This window comes from Actinomadura napierensis (assembly GCF_039529375.1).
GTDB lineage: Bacteria > Actinomycetota > Actinomycetes > Streptosporangiales > Streptosporangiaceae > Spirillospora > Spirillospora napierensis.
The window spans coordinates 37,256-55,500 of sequence record NZ_BAAAMR010000028.1 but is presented as its reverse complement, the minus strand read 5'-3'; the positions used below and the strand labels follow the sequence as shown (position 1 = coordinate 55,500).

22 protein-coding genes are annotated in these 18,245 nt (G+C 72.0%); 6 read left to right on the top strand and 16 right to left on the bottom strand.

Annotated features, from left to right (window positions below):
* Nucleotides 1-3: 3 nt before the first annotated feature.
* The 6 genes from ABD296_RS17855 to ABD296_RS17830 all read right to left on the bottom strand — a co-directional run bounded on the left by ABD296_RS17855 (nt 4) and on the right by ABD296_RS17830 (nt 4,858).
* Entirely contained in the window at nt 4-303 is a 300-nt protein-coding gene (locus tag ABD296_RS17855) for a trypco2 family protein (RefSeq protein ID WP_344267894.1), read from the bottom strand.
* 37 nt (nt 304-340) lie between these two features.
* Entirely contained in the window at nt 341-1,318 is a 978-nt protein-coding gene (locus ABD296_RS17850) for a TauD/TfdA family dioxygenase (RefSeq protein WP_344267892.1), read from the bottom strand.
* A 530-nt stretch (nt 1,319-1,848) separates the two neighbouring features.
* Nucleotides 1,849-2,010 carry a hypothetical protein gene (locus ABD296_RS17845; protein ID WP_344267890.1) on the bottom strand — a complete coding sequence of 54 codons (162 nt, stop codon included), beginning with the start codon at nt 2,008-2,010 and terminating at the stop codon, nt 1,849-1,851.
* Nucleotide 2,011: 1 nt separating this feature from the next.
* Nucleotides 2,012-2,890, bottom strand: coding sequence for a hypothetical protein (locus tag ABD296_RS17840; protein ID WP_344267888.1), 879 nt, complete (start codon nt 2,888-2,890; stop codon nt 2,012-2,014).
* Nucleotides 2,878-3,696: a DUF6084 family protein gene (locus tag ABD296_RS17835; protein WP_344267886.1), complete on the bottom strand. Its 819-nt coding sequence runs from the start codon at nt 3,694-3,696 to the stop codon at nt 2,878-2,880. The genes ABD296_RS17840 and ABD296_RS17835 overlap by 13 nt, the downstream gene beginning before the upstream one ends.
* A gap of 469 nt (nt 3,697-4,165) precedes the next feature.
* Nucleotides 4,166-4,858, bottom strand: a complete 693-nt coding sequence (locus ABD296_RS17830; protein ID WP_344267885.1) for an SDR family oxidoreductase — start codon at nt 4,856-4,858, stop codon at nt 4,166-4,168.
* Between the two features lie 159 nt (nt 4,859-5,017).
* Here ABD296_RS17830 and ABD296_RS17825 point away from each other — a divergent pair, with 159 nt between their 5' ends.
* Nucleotides 5,018-5,950 carry a helix-turn-helix transcriptional regulator gene (locus ABD296_RS17825; RefSeq protein WP_344267884.1) on the top strand — a complete coding sequence of 311 codons (933 nt, stop codon included), beginning with the start codon at nt 5,018-5,020 and terminating at the stop codon, nt 5,948-5,950.
* A gap of 86 nt (nt 5,951-6,036) precedes the next feature.
* Here the strand turns inward: ABD296_RS17825 and ABD296_RS17820 are convergent, their stop codons facing one another.
* Nucleotides 6,037-6,618 carry a TetR/AcrR family transcriptional regulator gene (locus ABD296_RS17820; RefSeq protein ID WP_344267882.1) on the bottom strand — a complete coding sequence of 194 codons (582 nt, stop codon included), beginning with the start codon at nt 6,616-6,618 and terminating at the stop codon, nt 6,037-6,039.
* Between the two features lie 112 nt (nt 6,619-6,730).
* On the opposite strand from ABD296_RS17820, the gene ABD296_RS17815 reads away from it, so the two are divergent.
* Entirely contained in the window at nt 6,731-7,666 is a 936-nt protein-coding gene (locus tag ABD296_RS17815; RefSeq protein ID WP_344267880.1) for an NADP-dependent oxidoreductase, read from the top strand.
* A 32-nt stretch (nt 7,667-7,698) separates the two neighbouring features.
* On the opposite strand, the gene ABD296_RS17810 is transcribed toward ABD296_RS17815, so the two are convergent.
* Nucleotides 7,699-8,124, bottom strand: a complete 426-nt coding sequence (locus ABD296_RS17810) for a cupin domain-containing protein (RefSeq protein ID WP_344267878.1) — start codon at nt 8,122-8,124, stop codon at nt 7,699-7,701.
* Nucleotides 8,125-8,495: 371 nt separating this feature from the next.
* Between ABD296_RS17810 and ABD296_RS17805 the strand changes: the two genes are divergently transcribed.
* Entirely contained in the window at nt 8,496-9,158 is a 663-nt protein-coding gene (locus ABD296_RS17805; protein WP_344267876.1) for a Uma2 family endonuclease, read from the top strand.
* Here ABD296_RS17805 and ABD296_RS50590 read toward each other — a convergent pair.
* The 4 genes from ABD296_RS50590 to ABD296_RS17790 all read right to left on the bottom strand — a co-directional run bounded on the left by ABD296_RS50590 (nt 9,136) and on the right by ABD296_RS17790 (nt 11,194).
* Nucleotides 9,136-9,258: a hypothetical protein gene (locus tag ABD296_RS50590; RefSeq protein ID WP_407061485.1), complete on the bottom strand. Its 123-nt coding sequence runs from the start codon at nt 9,256-9,258 to the stop codon at nt 9,136-9,138. The two genes, ABD296_RS17805 and ABD296_RS50590, sit on opposite strands and share 23 nt — an antisense overlap.
* A gap of 24 nt (nt 9,259-9,282) precedes the next feature.
* Entirely contained in the window at nt 9,283-9,837 is a 555-nt protein-coding gene (locus tag ABD296_RS17800; RefSeq protein ID WP_344267874.1) for a TetR/AcrR family transcriptional regulator, read from the bottom strand.
* The gene (locus ABD296_RS17795; protein WP_344267872.1) at nt 9,834-10,640 is read right to left on the bottom strand and encodes an alpha/beta fold hydrolase; all 807 of its coding nucleotides are present in this window, start codon (nt 10,638-10,640) and stop codon (nt 9,834-9,836) included. Before ABD296_RS17795 ends, ABD296_RS17800 begins: the two co-directional genes overlap by 4 nt.
* Nucleotides 10,641-10,810: 170 nt before the next feature.
* On the bottom strand, nt 10,811-11,194 hold the full coding sequence (locus ABD296_RS17790) for a hypothetical protein (RefSeq protein WP_344267870.1): 384 nt from the start codon (nt 11,192-11,194) through the stop codon (nt 10,811-10,813).
* A 98-nt stretch (nt 11,195-11,292) separates the two neighbouring features.
* Here ABD296_RS17790 and ABD296_RS17785 point away from each other — a divergent pair, with 98 nt between their 5' ends.
* Nucleotides 11,293-11,910 (top strand): TetR/AcrR family transcriptional regulator, encoded by a 618-nt coding sequence (locus tag ABD296_RS17785; protein ID WP_344267868.1) that lies wholly within the window; start codon nt 11,293-11,295, stop codon nt 11,908-11,910.
* 246 nt (nt 11,911-12,156) lie between these two features.
* Here ABD296_RS17785 and ABD296_RS17780 read toward each other — a convergent pair whose 3' ends face one another.
* The 3 genes from ABD296_RS17780 to ABD296_RS17770 form a co-directional block, all read right to left on the bottom strand.
* The gene (locus ABD296_RS17780; RefSeq protein WP_344267866.1) at nt 12,157-12,420 is read right to left on the bottom strand and encodes a DUF397 domain-containing protein; all 264 of its coding nucleotides are present in this window, start codon (nt 12,418-12,420) and stop codon (nt 12,157-12,159) included.
* Nucleotides 12,421-12,622: 202 nt separating this feature from the next.
* Nucleotides 12,623-12,820: a DUF397 domain-containing protein gene (locus ABD296_RS17775; protein WP_344267864.1), complete on the bottom strand. Its 198-nt coding sequence runs from the start codon at nt 12,818-12,820 to the stop codon at nt 12,623-12,625.
* A complete protein-coding gene (locus ABD296_RS17770; RefSeq protein WP_344267862.1) occupies nt 12,811-13,611 on the bottom strand; it encodes a helix-turn-helix domain-containing protein in 801 nt (266 codons plus the stop codon). The genes ABD296_RS17775 and ABD296_RS17770 overlap by 10 nt, the downstream gene beginning before the upstream one ends.
* Before the next feature lie 138 nt (nt 13,612-13,749).
* Here ABD296_RS17770 and ABD296_RS17765 point away from each other — a divergent pair, with 138 nt between their 5' ends.
* Together ABD296_RS17765 and ABD296_RS17760 are read left to right on the top strand one after the other, a co-directional pair.
* Entirely contained in the window at nt 13,750-14,145 is a 396-nt protein-coding gene (locus tag ABD296_RS17765; protein ID WP_344267860.1) for an ATP-binding protein, read from the top strand.
* Nucleotides 14,146-14,330: 185 nt separating this feature from the next.
* Nucleotides 14,331-15,944 carry a CehA/McbA family metallohydrolase gene (locus tag ABD296_RS17760; RefSeq protein WP_344267858.1) on the top strand — a complete coding sequence of 538 codons (1,614 nt, stop codon included), beginning with the start codon at nt 14,331-14,333 and terminating at the stop codon, nt 15,942-15,944.
* A 48-nt stretch (nt 15,945-15,992) separates the two neighbouring features.
* Here ABD296_RS17760 and ABD296_RS17755 read toward each other — a convergent pair whose 3' ends face one another.
* Entirely contained in the window at nt 15,993-18,143 is a 2,151-nt protein-coding gene (locus ABD296_RS17755) for an acyl-CoA dehydrogenase (protein WP_344267856.1), read from the bottom strand.
* Between the last annotated feature and the right edge of the window lie 102 nt (nt 18,144-18,245).

The following is an 18,245-nucleotide window of genomic DNA, read 5'->3' as shown; positions in this document are numbered from 1 at the left end:
CCGCTACCGCTCGTCCGCGCGTTCCCGGCCGGAGACGTACGGCGGGGCGGCGGAGCCGGCCTTCCGCGGGGTGAGCGACAGCTTGATCCGCTGCAGCGAAGTCGAGGCCAGCCGTCCGTCGGTCTCCAGGTCGACGACCCAGAACCGGACCTTCGCCTTCGCCTCGCCGGCCTTCTCCACGCCGACGCTGACCTCCAGCTCGATCGGGCCGAGCTCGAACTGCAGCCCCTCGCCGGGCGCGTCCCGCATCGCCTCGTTGAGCTCCGAGCGCAGGTCGCGGATCAGCTCTCTCAGTTCGATCATGGCGGCGTCACCTGGGGATCGGGATGCGTGGGATCGCTCATGCTAGCCGGTCGACGTCGACGACCCGGGCGCCCGCGCCGGCGCGGCAGGCCGCGGAGCCGCGCAGGTCCCGGCCGGCCTTGACGCGCAGGAGCCAGCGGTCGGTGCCGTCGTATCGCGGCCGGAACGCCGGACGGCCGTGCACCGCGCGGTGGTTGTCGAGGAAGTACAGGTCGCCGGGACGGGCGGTGAACGGCCGCAGGACGGCGTCGAGGGCGGCGCCCAGCACGGCCAGCGCCTCCGCCGCGGTGTCCGCACCGGGCGCCGGCGACATGTAGACCGAGTCGGCGCTGAGGTAGGGCCGGTCGGCGGGACCGTACAGCACGGGCGCGTATTCGATCCGTCCCTCCGTCCCGAGTCGCGGCATGCCGAACAACGGCCGGCGGAGCATCTCCTCCACGGCCGGGTCGAGCACCAGGTCGTCGACGAGCCCGACGGTGGTCGGCACCTTGTCCGGGTTCCGGAGGCAGACGAACGCGAGGTGGTCGGGGCGGAGCCGGAACCCCGCCTCCTCGGTGTGCCAGGCCAGTTCCCGTGTGCTGCTGGTGGCGCTGACGTGCTCCTCGGTGCCGCGGACCGGCACGATGTGGTTGACCAGATGCCCGTCCTGCACCGTGGACAGGGCGAACGCGTCGCCGATGAGCGACGCCGCCAGGACCAGCAGCAGCTGATGGCGGTAGGTCGCGTCCGATCGGCCGGACGCCCCGCGCCACGCCTCCTGCCAGTCCGGTGGGGTGGGCCCCAAGGCGTCATCGCGCACCGGCCAGCCCTCGACCACGAACAACGGCCGCTCGCGGCTCCGGCACGAAGCGAGGAAGGTCCGCAACCGCAACGGCAGGCGATGCGCGATGACCTCGGCCTCCCGCAGGAAGGCCGCGTCGTCCACCGCCCCGTGCCGCGCGGTCACCTCCGTGAGAAGCAGGTCGATCTCTTCGATCTCGCTGTCCCGCAACGTGAGACGGTCGACTCCGGTCACTTCCCTCCCCGGCGAAGAAGTCCTGGCGGCACGGGCCGTGCCACGGGGAACGGGACCGGTTCTCAGCGGACCGGAGGCGGCGGAGGCGGCGGAGGGGGCGGGGCGGGCCGCGGAGTCGTCGGAGCGGGAGGCGCCGGCCGCGGAGGAGGCTGTGGAGGAAACCGCATCGTCCGTCCCCGCGTCGGCGCATCCGGCCCTGCGGTCGTCATGGGCGTCCCGGGGGACGTCTCGTCGCTCGGCATCGCGCGTTCTCCTTGCTCGGTCCCCGTCGGCGGTCCCCGTCGGCCCCGAATGGTCCTCGCGCTCCTCGAAAATGGAGTCGCGTAACCGCCCTATCGTGTGCGCGCCGAGCCGTAACGTCAATGATGCAGGCCGATACCGTTCTCGTTCCGGTCCGCACCAGGAGTCGCTGAGTTCTCAGGACACCGCATATTTCACTGGCGGTTCGTGCGCGGGCCGGCGGACGGCGGCGCCGACGCTCCGGCATGAAGAAAGGCGCGCCCGAAATCCGGGCGCGCCTTTTCCCTGAGTCAGTCCTGCTCGGACCTGGCGCGGCGCATCAGCGCCGGCATCTGCTTGACCAGGATCGCGGCCATGGCGGCCGCCACCATCCCGACCATCAGCCGGGCCGCCATGGCCCGCATGGTGCCCTGCTTGCGCATGCCCGGCTGCCGCATGTTCTGCTTCCTCATTTCAACTCCTTCCCGTTCCGGTCGTGGCGCGGTCCGTGCCGCGCTGGTCGCCGGACGACAGCGCGGCCAGCAACCGGTCGAGACCGGCGCCGCCGAACAGGTCGGCCGGAGTATGCGGGGCCACCTGCGGCCAGTCGTACAGGACGATCGGCGCGGCGAGCATCGTGCCGTGGCCGCCCTGCGGGCCCGCCAGGACCGGCCAGAGGCCGTCGCTGCGGCACGCCGCCGCCGCGTCCGCCAGATGCCCGGGCGGGTCGGACGGCGAGACGAACGCACCGCCGGACGCGTCGGCGACGAGGTGCGCGCAGAGCATCGCCGTGGCGTGCGCCTCGTCGCGGTCGGCGGCGGTGCCGGTGTTGACGACCACGGCGCGCAGCCGGACGGCTCCGCACCCGGCCTGCTCGGCCGACAGCACGACCGTCCCGGACACCCGCTCCCAGATCCGGACGATCCAGGCCGTGCCGTCGATCGGCTCCTCGGCGAGGCCCGCGGCGATCGCGACGGGGACGCGCACGGGCGAGCGCAGCAGCCGCGCCACGCTCAGCCGGCCGCTGGTGATCTCCTGCTCGCGGGCCTCCGGCCGCGTCCGGTACGTGCCGGATCCGGCGCGCAGCTCCTGCACCGGGGCGTCGCCGTCCATCACCTGCCGGTGCACCGCGTGCAGGAACCGCAGCGTGAACTCCACGTTCGCGTCCGGCTCGGTCTCCATGAGGAATTCGGCGGAGATCGTCCAGCGGTCGCCGGACCGCTCCGCCTCGTCCTTGGGATGGACGCCGCCGATCGTCCAGCGCCGTTCCCGCCGCGGCGCCGAAGCCCGGTAAGGCCACAGCAGATGGCCTTCGTAAAGGACGGTTTCGGCGATCGCCCTCACGGGGTCCATGGCCCGCTCTCCTCGGGCCGCATCGCCATTTCCGCGCTCAATGCGACGTCGCGCAGGGCCGGGCCGGTGTCGTTCAGTGATTCCAGCCGCGCGACGTCGTCCAAGCGGGCCGCGGTTTCCGGCTCGTCCGTGGGGCCGTGCAGGGATTCCGCGGTGCGGAGCAGTTCGTCCACGGTGTCGTCGAAGGAGGTGTGCGCGCGGCGCGCCCGGTAGGCGGCCAGGCGGTCGAAGCGGTCCTCGTCCAGGCGCAGCCATCGCACGGCGCCGTAGTAGCGGTCGACGAGGCTCCGCCACCGCGCGACCGGAAGCTCGCCGGTCGCCCGGTGCCGGCACGGGATCTGCGCGGTGCGCAGCACGCCGTCCTCGCCCGGGTAGAAGACCGTCCCGTCGAAGGCGAGGTCGAGCGGGACGGCGCCGCCGTTCAGGGCGCGCAGGTACTGGTCGGCGGCGGCCTGCATGTCGTGGCCGCAGGGCAGCGCGACCGTCACCTCGGTCCCGCCGCGGAACGTCGGGACGGTCACGCCGATCCGCGCCCAGGTCAGCCCGCCCGCCGGATCGTCCGGCAGGGCGGACGGCCCGATCACGCGGATCAGCCGGGCGCGTTCGGCCTCGTCATGGCGGCGCCGCCCCGTCGCGATCGTCACCGTCGTGGTGAGCAGGACGCATTGGACGGGCCCGCCGTCGGGGCGGCGCAGTCCGATGCGCAGGTTGAGCGTGGGCGCCGCCGCGAACGGCTCGGGCTCGATGCCGAGCAGTTCCAGCGCCAGTTCCGGGACCGCGTTCGGGCGGGCGTCGCGCGCGTTCACGCGGGCCCCGCGCCGCATTCGCCGGCTGTGGTCATGGCCTTCCCCCAGAGATCATCGACCAATTCGGCCTGCCCGCCGGGATTCGCTCGCAAACACCGCCGGAAAACCCCTTCCGGGCAATTCCATGGTTGCGTAAAGCGGGTGCTCCTCCGGGGAAGATCCGGGCGGTGCGGCCCTTGCCGCCAAGCGAACCCAACCGACGGGAAAGCGCCCGAATGGGGGTGCGATATCGGGCTGCTTGCCCGATATGCGAGCGCCGGGCGCCCGGCCGGCGAGCGGAAGATTTTCCGCAGCCATGCCGGACCCGGACCCGTCCGCCACCTTGTTCTTCCTGCCGCTCGGTGACGAGCGCAACGCACGCGGCGGCACGGCATGGGCGTCATCCCGCGGAGCCCGCTCGCCCCCGCCGCCCCCGCTGACCGACCGGCATGGCGCCCCCGCAGCCCCGGCGGCGCAGCGGCCCCCGGCTTCAGACGGGCTGGCCGATGGGGCGGATGGTCAGGGTGTTGAGGTCGACGCCCGCCGGCTGGTCGAGGGCGTAGCAGACGGCGTCGGCGACGGGCTGGGGAGGCAGGGCGAAGGAGGGCGCGCCGGCGTCCTGCCAGAAGGGCGTGTCGATCATGCCGGGGTTGACGAGGGTGACGCCGATGCCGCGGGTCGTGGCGTGCATGCGCAGGTTCTCGGCGAGGCCGGTGGCGGCCCACTTGGTGGCCGAGTAGAGATTGCCGGGAGAGTTCTTCAGCCCGGCGACGCTGCCGATGAGCACCAGCCGCCCGCCGGTGGCCTCGAGGTGGGGCAGGGCGGCGTGCGCCAGCAGGGCGGGCCCGAGGACGTTGGTGAGGACCATCGGCGCCCACGACGTCGGGTCGCCGGCCCCGATGGAGTCACCGGTCATGAATCCGGCGTTCGCCACGGCGGCATCCAGCGCGCCGAAGTGCTCCACGGTGCGGGCCACGGCGGACTCGGCGGCCTCCCAGTCGGCCGCGTCCGCGATCATGCCGAGCAGCCGGTCGGGGTGGCCGGTCTCGTCCAGGAAGGCCTTCAGCTTGGTCTCGTCGCGGCCGGTGACGGCCACGCGGTGGCCGCGGTCGAGCAGCGATCGCGCGGTGTGCGCTCCGATACCGCTGGTCGCGCCGGTGATCAGTACGGTCTTGGTCGCCATGTCATGCTCCTGGGATGTGGGTGGCGGACGGCGGCGAAGGAGTGCCGTCCGGAGTGCCGATCCCACGAAACCGCTGCCGTCAGGGGCGAACAAGGTCGCGTTTATGGGGGGTATAAACACGACCCCCTTTGGTCGCCGGCCCATAGGTACCGTGGACGAATGGAGTCTCCACCCGAGAGCCGCGCCGGCGATCGCACCGACAACCGCTCGGACATCCGCAACTTCCTCGCGAGCCGGCGCGCCAGGCTCACCCCGGAGCGGGTCGGGCTGCCCACGACCGGACGGCGCCGGGTTCCGGGACTGCGTCGCGAGGAGGTCGCGGCGCTCGCCGGCGTGAGCACCGAGTGGTACACGCGGCTGGAGAGGGGCCACATCGGCGGCGTGTCCGAGGACGTGCTGGAAGCGGTCGCCCAGGCATTGCTCCTCAACGAGGACGAGCGCATCTACCTGTTCGATCTCGCCAGAGCGGCTCGCCCCGCCCGCCGCGCGGCGCACCGCCGCCGCAAGGACATCGAGATCCCGCCATCCGTCCAGTGGATGGTCGACTCCATGACCATGGCCCCCGCCTTCGTGCGCAGCGGCCGCTTGGACATCGTCGCGAGCAACGCGCTGTGCAGGGCTCTTTACTCACCGATGTTCGACAGCGACACCACCGCCGATCGGGGCTGCGCCAACTTCCCCCGCTATTTCTTCCTCGACCCCGGCTCTTCCGATTTCTTCGTCGACTGGGAGGAAGGCGCGAAGGCCACGGTCGCCGTGCTCCGCGCCGAAGCAGGACGCGAGCCCCACGACCGGGCCCTGCGTGAGCTCGTCGGCGAACTGTCCACGCTCAGCCCCGAGTTCCGCACCATGTGGGCCAGCCACGACGTCCGGATCCACCACGAGGGCGTCAAGCGGCTGGACCATCCCGAGGTCGGCCGCCTGGAGCTGGCCTTCCGCTCCCTGGACCTGCCCCTGGCCCAGCGGGCCGTACACGACCTGACCGTCTACGCGGCCGAGCCGGGCACCCCCTCGGAGGACCGCCTCAAACTCCTCGCCAGCTGGACGGCACCTCACCCCTCGGCCACGGACCCGATCCGCCCGCCCCGCTGACCCGGCACGTTCCGGTCCGGTGACAGGACCGGGTCGGCCCGGACCAGTGGCGGGACGGCCGCCGCCGGCGTGCTTCAGGTGTGCGGTCAGGCCGGCCGGGCGGCGGGCCGGAGGCCGTCCATCAGGAGGTCCAGCAGGCGATCGGCCCTGGCTTCATGCCGGGGCCGGGGGGCCACGGTGAAGATGCCGATGAGGGACGCGGCGATGTCCTCTGCGGTGACGTCGGAGCGCAGGTCGCCCGCCGCGCGGCCGGCGTCGAGGATCGTGGTGATGGCCGCCAGTAGCTCGGTCCGGGTCCGCGCATGGGCGATCTCGCCCGACTCGATCATGGCGAGCAGCGTGTCGAGCATGCCGTTCTTGGTCGCGATCCAGTCTCCGAACAGGTCCGTCCAGCGCCGCATCGCCGCAGCCGGGGGCAGCCGGCCGAGCAGCTCGCGGGCGCCGGCCGTGAGCCGCACGACCTGGTCCCGGTAGACCGCGTCGACCAGCGACTCGCGGGTCGGGAAGTGCCGGTAGAGCGTGGCGATGCCGACCCCGGCCTCGCGGGCGATCGCGCGCATCGGCGGCTCGGTGTCGGCCGACGCGAAGACGCGGGCCGCCACCGCGAGCAGCTGCTCGCGGTTGCGGGCCGCGTCCGCCCGTGGCGCGCGAACTCCTCCGTCAGCCAAAACGGATCACGTTCCGTTTGCGCTAGAGTGGCTCATGTAAACGGAGCATAGTCCGTTTCAGTGTCCCTCGTCCTCGCGGAAGCGGGCGAGCATGCAGTCATGGAGCGATCAGATGCCGGTGAACACGAGCAGGGCGGTCCGACTCGACTCCTTCGGCGGCCCCGAAGTCCTGAACGTCCGCCGGGTGCCCGCGCCGCAAGCCGGCCCGGGGCAGATCCGCGTGCGGGTCACCGCGGCCGGACTGAACCCGATGGACTGGATCATGACCGCCGACGCGGACACCGCCGCCGGGTTCGGCCTGAGCCTGCCGGCCGGGTTCGGAACCGACTACGCGGGAGTGGTGGACCAGGTCGGTGACGGGGTGACCGGGTTCGCGCCCGGCGACCGGGTATTCGGCGGCGCCCTGTCCCGCGCGGTCGCCGACTTCGTGGTGGTGGACGCGGCCGGGGGCACTGCGGCGAACGAGGCGCACCAGACCCCCGACGGCATCGACGACCGCACCGCCGCCACCCTCACGATCGCGGGCCGCACGGCCGCCGCCGCCCTCGCCGTCGTCGGCCCCGGCCCGGACGACACGGTGCTGATCGGCGGCGCGGCGGGCGGGGTCGGGGTGTTCGCGGTCCAACTGGCCCGGCTCGCCGGCGCGCGGGTGATCGGGACGGGATCGGCGGCATCGTCCGATTTCCTGCGCGGCCTCGGGGCCGAGCCGGTCGACTACGGCGACGGCCTGGCCGACCGGGTCCGGGCCCTCGCTCCGGGCGGTGTCACCGCCGCCGTCGACCTGCACGGGACGGAAACGGTGCACGCCGCAAGGGAACTCGGCGTCCCGGACGCCCGCATCTGCACCATCGCCGCGCAGGTCGACGGCGTGTCACCCGCCAATGGCGCGAACGCCGTTCCCGGCGCCCTGGAAGAGATCGCCCGCCTGGTCGCGGCGGGCCGGCTCCGGGTGCCCATCGCGGCGGGCTTCCCGGTCGAGCAGATCCGCCCCGCGGCCGAGCTCCAGGCCGGCCGGCACGTGAAAGGCAAGGTCGTCATCGACCTCTAGACCAGCACCGGCGACTGCGAGAGCACTACTAGTCAGGTGTCTGCCGGGTCGCCGGGCGGGTGCTGGAGGAACCACTCCACGATGCCCGGCATCCGCGGCTCGAAGGCCCCGGGTACGGAGATGTTGAGCGCCCCTGCCCGCTCGCCGCTGCGGTTCTGGAAATCGTGGGGAGTGCCGCCGGGAGCCACCACGAACGATCCCTTGGGCGCGTCGATCCAGCGGTCTCCGACGAGGAAGGTCATCGTGCCGTCGAGGACGTAGAAGACGTCGTCCTCCGGATGGGTGTGGGCCCCCGGTCCCGTGGTGTGCGGCTCAAGCCACCATTCCGAGATCGAATAGCGGTCGGCCGTCTCCGTCCCGTCCGCCTTGAACACCGCGTTGATGCGCCCCATGTCGTAGTGGCGCCCCTCACCGGGCGCACGGTGGACGGGGAGCCGCTCGTCTGAGTCCGTCTTCATACCTGGACGGTAAGCGCCCGAGGCCGGCCAGGTCTTGGACGAATGGGAACCCGGCCGCCTTGATCTGTCATTCGTGGAGGAACTGCGCGAGCGCCGCCCGGATCTCGGGTCGGTGGCCGCCCGCGCCCAGTTCGAGGATCGCGGCCTCCACGACGGCGCTGTTCCACAGCGAGGTTGACGCTCATGCCGGCCAGGCCCGTCCGTTCCGCCAGGAGGCCACCGGGCCCGAGCCGCGCGAGATCGTGCGCCACACCCGGCGGCGCACCAGGCACCGGCCGCCGCGGGCGACGACGACCGGACCGCCACCCCGCCCTCCCCCACCAGCGTCCGCAACACCCGCCACGACGGCAGCCCCACGCCTGCCGGTGGCCATGACGGAGCCCGAGAAATGCGCTGAAGGTAACCTGGTCGAGTACCCGCACCCACCTGGACCGGAGGCACGACGAGCCATGCACGCGCTGACTCTCCCATTGCCGTCCGGTGACACCTGGACTCGTGCAGACTATGAGGCTCTGCCCGAAGACCTTCCGGTGCGGTTGAGCCTGGTTCACGGGGAACTTGTTGTGAACCCACGTCCCCGCCCGATCCGCCAGCGCATCGCGCGGCGTTTGGCGGCTCGAATCGAAGACGCCGCTCCCGATGCCTGGCAGGTCGACACCGACGTGGACGTCCTCTTGGACGACGACGAGCTGGAGCCGGTCGAGATCGCCCCTGACATCGTCGTGTACTCCGCTGACCACGACGTCTACCAGCGTCCCATCCCCGCCGATCTGATCACTCTCGTCGTCGAGGTGGTGTCGCCGTCCACCAAGCGCAAGGACCGGCGGATACAACCGGCCCTGTACGCGGAGGCGCAGATCCGTCACTACTGGCGGGTGGAGACCGACCAGACCGCACCGGCTTTCGCCGTCTACACCTATGAGCTGGACGACGCCACCGGCGGATATGTGGCGACCGGCGTGCACCATGACCGGATCACCGCGACCTTGCCGTTCGACCTCGACATCGACCTCAAGGCCGTCCACGAACGCTGAGGACCGCCCAGCGAGTGGCGAGAGCGAAGTTCACGGCGGTGCGTAGGGCCGCGCGGGCGACCAGCAGGACGGGGCCGTCCGGGTCCTTGCTGCCCCGCACCGCCACCGCATCCGCCTTGATCTGTTATTCGTGGAGGAACTGCGCGAGCGCCGCCCGGATCTCGGGTCGGTGGCCGCCCGCGCCCAGTTCGAGGATGGCGGCCTCCACGACGGCGCTGTTCCACATGGCCGCGCTCGGCCCGGGGTGCGCCCAGCCCATGGCGGTGAAGTCGGGGCTGGTCTGCTGGATGACCAGCTTGTTGCGGGACGCGATCGCCTCGATGATCGCGGGCTCGACGCGGGCCTCCAGGAGCAGGGCCCGGACGCCGCGGTGGCTCAGGCATTGGTCGAGGTAGGCGTTCGCGGCCGCGAGGAGCCTGTCCCGGCCCGGCGCCATTCCCGCGATCGTCTCCGCGATCTCGGCGAACGTGCGGTCGTGGAACTCGGTGTGCAGCGCGAGCAGGAATTCCGACCGGTCGCGGAAGTGGTGGAAGAAGGTGCCCTTGGCCACGCCCGCCTCGGTGACGATGAGGTTGACGCTCATGCCGGCCAGACCCGTCCGTTCCGCCAGGGTCAGGCCCGCGGCGATGAGCTGCCTGCGGGTGGCCGCCGCGCGCTGCTGCCGGATGCCGGTGCTCACTGCGCGCTCCCGGCGGTCGCCACCGATTCCAGGAAAGGCAGGATCAGGTCCAGGAACCCGTCCGGGTCGGAGGCGAAGGCCACGTGCCCGGTGTTGAGGGTCCGCAGGTCCGCGCCGGGTATCGCCTCCTGCGTCCGGCGTGCGGCGGACAGGGGGAGGACGATGTCCCGCGCCCCCCATGCCAGCAGCACGGGAACGCCGAGCCGGGGCCCCTCGGTCCGCAGGTCGTAGGACGGATCGGCGATGCTCCGCCACAGCGCGGCGGAGACGGCGGCGCCCGTCCTGCTGCGCGCCCGGTCCTGGACCCGGCGGGTGATGGCGCGGAGCCGGTCGCTGTCCGGTTTCATGTACCGGGGAACGAGCCGGGGGAACACCGCCCGGTTGACGGCCGGGACGCCCAGCAGGCGGGCCGCGAGCCGGGGGACCTTGACGAAACCGCCGGCATTGACCAGGACGAGCCCGGCGACCCGGTCCGGGTGTTCCAACGCGAGCCTGGCCGCGGCGTACCCGCCGACCGAGTTGCCGACGAACACGGCCCGCTCGAGATCCAGCTCGGCGGCGAAATCGGCGAGGACGCCGGCCAGCAGCGGCGCGGTCACCGACTGCGGCCCGGCGGGCATCTCGGAGCTGCCGTGGCCCGGCCAGTCCACGGCCAGTACCCGGTGGCCGGCGTCCGCGAGCGGTCCGGCGACGGCGTCGAAGTCGGTGTGGTCGTGCAGGCTGGCGTGCAGCAGGACGACCGGCCGGCCGCTTCCCTGCTCGGCATAGAACACCCGTCCCGCTCTGGTCTGGACGAAAGGCATCGCTGACCCCCACTCAGTGACCGACCGGTCGGTCAGCCTAATCCGCAGGCTAACTCCCACCCCTGTCGAAGGCAACCCCCGGGTCGGCAGAGCCCATCGGCCCGCTCGACACGCCATCACGGTGTGGCTGGGCCATCCGGCCGGGCCGCTCAGCCGCCTTGCCGCCGGATTCAGGCCCGAGTCATCCAGTACGCGACGACCAGGACTACGGCCAGGCCGCCGTCCCATCCGATCGTCGCGGCGGCCTCGGCGGCGCCGCCGCGTGCCAGATAGACGGCGGCGGTCAGGGCCAGCGCCGCCTTGTCGGCGATCAGGAGCGCCCACACCGCGCCGTGCACTCGCGGCCGCACCGCCAGCAGGACGAACAGCCCGGCGCACAGGAACAGCCCGTACATCCGCCAGGTCTGCACGACCAGCACCGTGTCATCGGCCCGGGTGACGTCGGAGATGGCCGAGACGGCGGCGGCCAGCGCCGACACGGCCGCCAGCCAGGTGAGTACGCGGCCGGCAGTTCCCAATCGGGACGAGACGGCGGCGGGCATCGAAGAATCCATGATCAGCTCCCGTATGCGATACTTTGTCGCGTTAGCGCGCAGTGTGGCACGCCTGGAATACCTAACGCAACGAGTTGTCGCATTGGATCTGAGGAGCCATGTCCCAACCACGGCCCGGAGGACGCACCGCACGCACCCGCACCGCCGTGCTCGAAGCGACCATCGACCAGCTGACCGAGGCCGGATACGCGGGGCTCAGCGTCGACGCCGTCGCCCGCCGCGCGGGCGTCCACAAGGCGACGCTCTACCGCCGATGGGGCACTGCCGACGGCCTCCTGCTCGACGCGCTGACGCTCTTCGCCGACCGGTCCGTGGCCATGCCCGACACCGGCACCCTCGACGGCGACCTGCGTGACATCGCCCGCTCCGCCCTCGCGATCCTCACCGACCGCGCCGGACAGGCGCTGATCCGCGCGGTGGTGTCGGCCGGCCACGACAACCAGGTCGCCCAGGTCATCCGCGCCTTCTGGACCCGGCACAACACGATGGTCGCCCGCGTCGTCGAGCAGGCCGCCGACCGTGGTGAACTCCCCGCCGGCACCGAGCCCGCCGACGTGGCACGCGCCATCGGCGCTCCCCTGTACATGCGCCTGCTCGTCACTGCCGAGCCCCTCGACACCGCGGCCGCCGACCAGTCCGCCGCCGCTGTGGCCGCCGCCGCCCGCGCCGGCGTCTTCGCCCGCCCCTCGGCCCACGACGCCGAGTCTCCGGCCTGACGGCCCGCGCCCAACCCGGAACCGTCCTGCGGGCAGGCCGTGCCGGGCCGGCCGACGTACGGGCTCGGGACCACACCGGGATCGAACACGTGATGCACCACGTCGCATACGACTCCCACCCAACTGCGGACCCGCCTTCATCGGCACCCCGGAAGAACTCGCGGCTCACGAGGAGGGGTAAACGACAAGTCGGTGTCCCCGCCATGACTCAGTCTTGTGGGAGGCAGGGGAACAGTTGTAGACCGGTCAGCGAGTGCTGAGGGCAGAGTTCACCGCATTGCGCAGGGCCGCGCGGGTGACCAGCAGGACGGGCCCGTCCGAGTCCTTGCTGTCCCGCACCGCCACGGCGTCCGCAACCGCCCCGGCCGCGTCCGCCAACTCGACGCACTCAGCCGCGTTGGAGCCGCTGTGCGTGCTCTTTCGCCAAGAGAGTTCCGCCAGCTCGATGCAGTTGCCGCCATTGGGGCCGCTGTAACTGCTCTTACGCCAGTGGGCGCTTTTCAGGGACATGGTTTCAGTGTCGAACGCGGGGACGCGGCTGTCACGGGTCCGGGCTCACACCGAGAGGCGTCCAGCGTCCGAAGGAAGGTGCAGACCGTCACGGCAAGGCGACGGACGCCCTCCGTGGTACGCGGCGGGCCGACCAGAGGTTAGGCGGACGGCCCGCCGCGACTCAGCCTTGCGGGAGGCGGGGGGAACGATTGTGGAGCGGTCAGTGAGTACTGAGGGCGGAGTTCACGGCGCTGCGCAGGGCCGCGCGGGTGACCAGCAGGACGGGGCCGTCCGGGTCCTTGCTGTCCCGCACCGCCACCGCGTCCGCCGCCCCGGCCGCATCCGCCAACTCGACGCACTCGCCGCCGTTGTTCAAGCTTCGCGTCGACTTTCGCCATGCCAGGTTGCTCAAGTCCATCGTTCTTTGGCCACCTTCCTTATGAGGTCCCGCGACATGTCCCCTGGGAGAGTCCTGTTTCGGAGGTCGACCAGAACGCGTGAGACCGCTGCCAAGTCTGCGGGGTCGTCAGTCGTGAGCCCTCGAATAGCCGTCTCCACGTAGGCTACTCGGCTCATGTCGGCCATCGTAGCCACGATGAAGCTGCTGCCGTTTCCACCGTGCTCGCCACTGCTCAGGACGACCTGCACGGTGACGTTGGGCAGCTCGCTGAGGGACAGGAGGTGATCGAGTTGCTCTCTCATCGTCTCCGCGGTACCGACTGGCCGGTAGAGAGTCTGCTCATCGACCAGGAAGGTGACCGCTGGAGCATTCTCCCTGACGAGGATCTTCTGCCGTTCGAGCCGGGTGGCGATGGCCTCCTCGTTGCCGTCGAGAATGGCGGCCACGTATGACGGTGATTGCGCGAGCCCGGCTACCACGCTCAATTGGTAGCAGGTCAGTTCGATCGCATCGGCCTCTATCTGCGGCCAGTCGAACCAGATGGGAACCGGGTGGCCGTCCTTGTTGAGGTCCTCCCAGAGACTAATGAGTGCGCCACCAGCTTCAAGGTAGTCGTCCACGATCTCGACGAAGGCCCGGGTGGCGCGCCTCTTGCCTGCCTCGATCTTGCTGACCTGGGGTGCGCTGACCTTGGTCAGGTGAGCGATGGTCTCCTGCTTGACCTTCTTGACCTCCCGCATTCGCCGCATCTGGCGACCGAATGCGACGAGGGCCGGGGACTCGCTTGGACGCTGCCGACGACGTGGCATCACTACCTGCCTCTCGGGGGCACATGTCGACCAGGGGGTCTGACATGCCAGCTCTTGCCAAACATGCCAGGCACGCTGACTATAACGCGCAAGTAGCGCACTGTGTGGCTGATAGCACACACAGTGAGGAGAAGGATCATGGGTGAGGCGGCGCGGCGTGAGAACGAGATGGTGGTGAAGCACGACCTCACGGTTGTTGCGGAGGTGCGGCGGTTCGTGCGGCTGGTCACCGGTCAGTGGGGCATGGACGACTTCGTGCCGTGCCTGGTGGCCAGCGAGCTCGTCACCAACGCGCTGCGGTACGCCTCGGCGTCGGACGACGATGTGACGTTCCGGATCGGGCGGGCCGAGGACGGCGCGCTGTGGATGGAGGTCCAGGACGCGACGTGCGACCTGCCGTGCATCCAGCGGGCCGACACGATCAGCGAGGCCGGACGGGGCCTGTTCATCGTCGATCAGTTCACCCGCTGCTGGGGCGTACGGCCGGTCGCCGGCAGCGCGGGCAAGGTCGTCTTCGCGGTCCTCAACCCCTGAGCGCGCGTCCTGCTTCGTTGGCTTGCGGCGAGTCGTCGTTAAACGGCTGCTCATAACGACGACTCGCCGCAAGTCAACGAAGCGCAGTCGTCACGTCGGCGACAGCGGCGGGAAATCGGTTGATCATCTGGGCTTCGGCGAGGCGGCCGAGCATTCAGGGGTTTCCCCGATCGGTGAGGATGGCCATGTGCCTTGATGGACGATGCGAGCGGCACGCCGCCGCGCTGCCGGCCGGCGACGGCGCGCACACCCTGGACCGGCGGCGGCTGCTGATGGCGGCCGCGACCGGAGCGGCGCTGACGCTCGTCCCCGTCTCCTTCCCCCGGGCGCGCGCCGCCACAGGACCCGCGGCCCCCGGCGGCGGATCCGGCGAGGAGGTCAGCCGCACCGTGACCGGGCACCTGGAGACCGGCGCCGCCGACTTCGTGTACCTGCCCGTCGAGGTACCGAAGGGCGTGCGGAAGATCGCCGTCGAGTACTCCTACGACAGGCCGGCCGTCCCGGCGGGCACGCCCGGCAACTCCTGCGACATCGGGATCTTCGACCAGCGCGGCGTCAAGTTGGGCGGGAAGGGCTTCCGCGGCTGGTCCGGCGGCTTCCGCACCTCGTTCGAGATCAGCGCCGCGGAGGCCACGCCCGGCTATCTCCCCGGCCCGATCGGGGCCGGGACGTGGAACATCGTCCTCGGCCCGTACCAGGTCGCGCCGCAGGGCATGGACTACCAGGTCAAGATCACTCTGACGTACGGCAGGGGCGGCGCACCGTTCAAGCCGAACTACCCGCCCACCAAGGCGAAGGGACGGGGGCGCGCCTGGTACCGGGGCGACGGCCACCTGCACACCGTCCACTCCGACGGCCGGCGGCTCCCGTCCGAGGTGGCGGCCGGGGCACGGGCGGCCGGGCTCGACTTCATGGTCTCCACCGACCACAACACCTCCTCGTCCCACGGCGTCTGGGGCGAGTTCGCCGGGGACGACCTGCTCATCATCACCGGCGAGGAGGTCACCACCCGCAACGGGCACTGGCTGGCGCTCGGCCTGCCCGCCGGCGAGTGGATCGACTGGCGCTACCGCGCCCGGGACGACGGCTTCGCCCGGTTCGCCCGCCAGGTGCGCCGCTCCGGCGGCGCCGTCGTGCCCGCCCACCCGTACTGCCCCTACGTCGCCTGCCAGTGGAAGTTCGGCTACGCCGACGCCGACGCGGTCGAGGTGTGGAACGGCCCGTGGACCTATGACGACGAGTCCGCGGTCGACACGTGGGACGCCAGGCTCGGCGAGGCGGTGCGGACGGGCAAGGGCTGGCTGCCCGCGATGGGCAACAGCGACGCGCACAGCGAACCGCAGGTCATCGGGCTGCCGCACACCGTCGTGCACGCCGACGAGCTGAGCACCGCCGCCGTCCTGGACGGGATCCGCGCCGGGCGCAGCTGGATCGCCGAGTCGTCGTCGGTGGACCTGGCGTTCACCGCGACCGCCGGAGGGCGGGAGGCGGGCATCGCGGACACGCTCACCGCGAAGGCCGACGCCCCCGTCGACGTGCGGCTGGAGGTGTCCGGCGTGCCGAACGGGACCGTCCGGTTCGTCACCGACGAGGGCCAGATGCACCAGGAGTCGCTCCCGGCCTCCGGGAAGGGCACCGTGGTCTGGCGGACGACGACGTCGCTCGCGGCGTACGTGCGGGCGGAGGTCCGCCACCCGATGGCCGACGGCGGCCCCGGCAAGGGCAACACGATGGGGCCGGCCCTGGTCTGGGGCCCGATGGCCGCGCTCACCAATCCGATCTTCCTCAAGCGCGCCTGAAAGCCCCGTGCCGGGGGTTCCGGTCCGGCCGGAACCCCCGGGCCGCAGTCACTTGTTGAGCGGGTCGCGGGGGAGGCGGAGGATGCGCTCGGCGATCTGATTGCGGGTGATCTCGGACGTGCCGCCGGCGATGGACATGCCGCGCGAGCCGAGGCGCATGCGGCCGGCGAACGCGGCCAGGCCCTCGTCGAAGACCAGGTCGGGCCCGGCGAAGGCGGACAGCAGGCCGGCGGTGGCGTGGCCGTGCTCGGCGAGGACGAGCTTGGTGATGTTGCCCTCGGGGCCGGGCTCGCCGCCGGCGACGGCCCGCTCGGCGCTGCGCAGGTTGAGCAGGCGCAGGGCCTGGGCCTCGGCCTCGTGGGCGCCGACGCGTTCGGCGGCGGCGGGGACGCGGTCCGGGTGCTCGGTGCACAGTTCGACGAGGTCGGGCAGCTGGTAGGAGCCGCCGACGCCGCCGCCGATGCTGACGCGCTCGTTGCCGAGGGTGGCGCGGGCGACGGTCCAGCCCTGGTTCGGGGTGCCGACGACGTCGGAGTCGGGGACGAAGACGTCGGACAGGAACACCTCGTTGAACTCCGAGTCGCCGGTGATCTGGCGGAGCGGGCGGACCTCGACGCCGGGGTGCTCCATGTCGATGACCATCATCGTGACGCCGGCGTGCTTGGGGGCGTCGGGGTCGGTGCGGACGGTCGCGAAGCCCCAGCGGCAGTAGTGGGCGCCGCTCGTCCAGACCTTCTGGCCGTTGACGATCCAGCCGCCATCGGTCTTGACGGCGCGGGTCCTCACGGACGCGGCGTCCGAGCCGGCCTCGGGCTCGCTGAACAGCTGGCACCAGACGTCCTCGCCGAGCAGGGCGGGCCGCACCCAGCGGTCGATCTGCTCCTGGGTGCCGTGCTGGATCAGGGTGAGGATGTTCCAGCTGGTGATGCCGTACTGCGGGCGCTTGACCCCGGCGGCCCTGAACTCCTCGTCGATGACGAGCTGGACCGCGGCGGGGGCCGCCAGGCCCCAGGGCTTCGGCCAGTGCGGCTGGACGTAGCCGGTCTCGATGAGCCGGACGCGCTGCTCCTCCTTGGGCAGCGCGGCGATCTCGCGGGCCAGCTCGCGGATCTTCGCGCGCTCGGCCTCGGCCTCCGGCGGCAGGTCGAGGGTGGCGGTGCGGGCGACGCCGGCGGCGCGCAGCCGGGTGACGTCGCGGGCGGCGGCCTCCGGGTCGACGACCGCCTCGATGGCGGCGGCGCGGCGCATCAGCAGGTGGGCGTCGTGCTCCCAGGTGAAGCCGATGCCGCCGTGCACCTGGATGTTCAGCCCGGAGTCGTCGAGGAAGGCCGGGACGGCGAGGGCGGCGGCGACGGCGGCGGCCAGCTCGAACTGGTCGGCCGGTCCGGACGCGGCGCGCGCCGCGTCCCACACGGCGGCGGTGCCGAGCTCGGCGGCCACCAGCATGTTCGCGCAGTGGTGCTTGACGGCTTGGAACGTGCCGATCGTGCGGCCGAACTGCTGCCGGACCTTGGCGTACTCGGTGGCGGACTCGACGCATTCGAGCGCGCCGCCGACCGCCTCGGCGGAGTACAGGGTGCGGGCGAGGGCGACGGCGTGGCCGGCGGCGCCCTCGATGACCTCGGCGGACGCGCCGTCGAGGCGGACGCGGGCGCTGCGGCGGGACGGGTCGAGGTTCGCCGGCACTTCGACGGTGACGCCCGGGGCGTCCGCGCGGACGATCACGACATCGTCGCCGGCGACCAGGACCAGCAGGTCGGCGGGGCCGCCGCCGAGCACCACGGCCTGGCCGGACGCGGTGCCGCCGTCCACGGTGACCGAGCCGTCCAGCCCGAGGGCGGCAGGCGTCCCGCCCGAGGCCAGGCCCGGCAGCAGGCGGGCGCGCTGCTCGCCGGTGCCGCACGCGGCGATCACCGCGGACGCCGCCATGGTCGGGACGAGCGGGCCGGGCGCGGCGGCGCGGCCGAGCTCCTCCACGACGACGACCAGCTCGGGGAGCCCGTAGCCGCCGCCGTCGTGCTCCTCGGGCAGGTGCAGGCCGAGCAGGCCGAGGCCGGCGAACTCCTTCCAGAACGCGGGGAGGGTCTCCTCACCGGCCTCCAGCAGCGCCCGGTTCGCGGCGCGCGCGTCGTGGTCGCGCAGGAACGCGCGCGCCGTCCGCGCCAGTTCGCGATGCTCCTCGCTGATGGCGATCGCCATGGGTCCTCCCTGGGTGTTCCGCGCCGGCGGCGCATGTCGGGGTGCGCTCAGCTAATAATTGCTCGCTTACACCCCGTCCTGTCCACCGGCCCCCCGCGGACG

Excerpts from the sequence above, each read along its gene's own strand:
- ABD296_RS17855 (WP_344267894.1), bottom strand. The coding sequence starts at position 303 with ATGATCGAACTGAGAGAGCTGATCCGCGACCTGCGCTCGGAGCTCAAC.
- ABD296_RS17845 (WP_344267890.1), bottom strand. The coding sequence starts at position 2,010 with ATGAGGAAGCAGAACATGCGGCAGCCGGGCATGCGCAAGCAGGGCACC.
- ABD296_RS17840 (WP_344267888.1), bottom strand. The coding sequence starts at position 2,890 with ATGGACCCCGTGAGGGCGATCGCCGAAACCGTCCTTTACGAAGGCCAT.
- ABD296_RS17830 (WP_344267885.1), bottom strand. The coding sequence starts at position 4,858 with ATGGCGACCAAGACCGTACTGATCACCGGCGCGACCAGCGGTATCGGA.
- ABD296_RS17825 (WP_344267884.1), top strand. The coding sequence starts at position 5,018 with ATGGAGTCTCCACCCGAGAGCCGCGCCGGCGATCGCACCGACAACCGC.
- ABD296_RS17815 (WP_344267880.1), top strand. The coding sequence starts at position 6,731 with ATGCCGGTGAACACGAGCAGGGCGGTCCGACTCGACTCCTTCGGCGGC.
- ABD296_RS17810 (WP_344267878.1), bottom strand. The coding sequence starts at position 8,124 with ATGAAGACGGACTCAGACGAGCGGCTCCCCGTCCACCGTGCGCCCGGT.
- ABD296_RS17805 (WP_344267876.1), top strand. The coding sequence starts at position 8,496 with ATGACGGAGCCCGAGAAATGCGCTGAAGGTAACCTGGTCGAGTACCCG.
- ABD296_RS17795 (WP_344267872.1), bottom strand. The coding sequence starts at position 10,640 with ATGCCTTTCGTCCAGACCAGAGCGGGACGGGTGTTCTATGCCGAGCAG.
- ABD296_RS17790 (WP_344267870.1), bottom strand. The coding sequence starts at position 11,194 with ATGGATTCTTCGATGCCCGCCGCCGTCTCGTCCCGATTGGGAACTGCC.
- ABD296_RS17785 (WP_344267868.1), top strand. The coding sequence starts at position 11,293 with ATGTCCCAACCACGGCCCGGAGGACGCACCGCACGCACCCGCACCGCC.
- ABD296_RS17780 (WP_344267866.1), bottom strand. The coding sequence starts at position 12,420 with ATGTCCCTGAAAAGCGCCCACTGGCGTAAGAGCAGTTACAGCGGCCCC.
- ABD296_RS17775 (WP_344267864.1), bottom strand. The coding sequence starts at position 12,820 with ATGGACTTGAGCAACCTGGCATGGCGAAAGTCGACGCGAAGCTTGAAC.
- ABD296_RS17770 (WP_344267862.1), bottom strand. The coding sequence starts at position 13,611 with ATGCCACGTCGTCGGCAGCGTCCAAGCGAGTCCCCGGCCCTCGTCGCA.
- ABD296_RS17765 (WP_344267860.1), top strand. The coding sequence starts at position 13,750 with ATGGGTGAGGCGGCGCGGCGTGAGAACGAGATGGTGGTGAAGCACGAC.
- ABD296_RS17760 (WP_344267858.1), top strand. The coding sequence starts at position 14,331 with ATGTGCCTTGATGGACGATGCGAGCGGCACGCCGCCGCGCTGCCGGCC.
- ABD296_RS17755 (WP_344267856.1), bottom strand. The coding sequence starts at position 18,143 with ATGGCGATCGCCATCAGCGAGGAGCATCGCGAACTGGCGCGGACGGCG.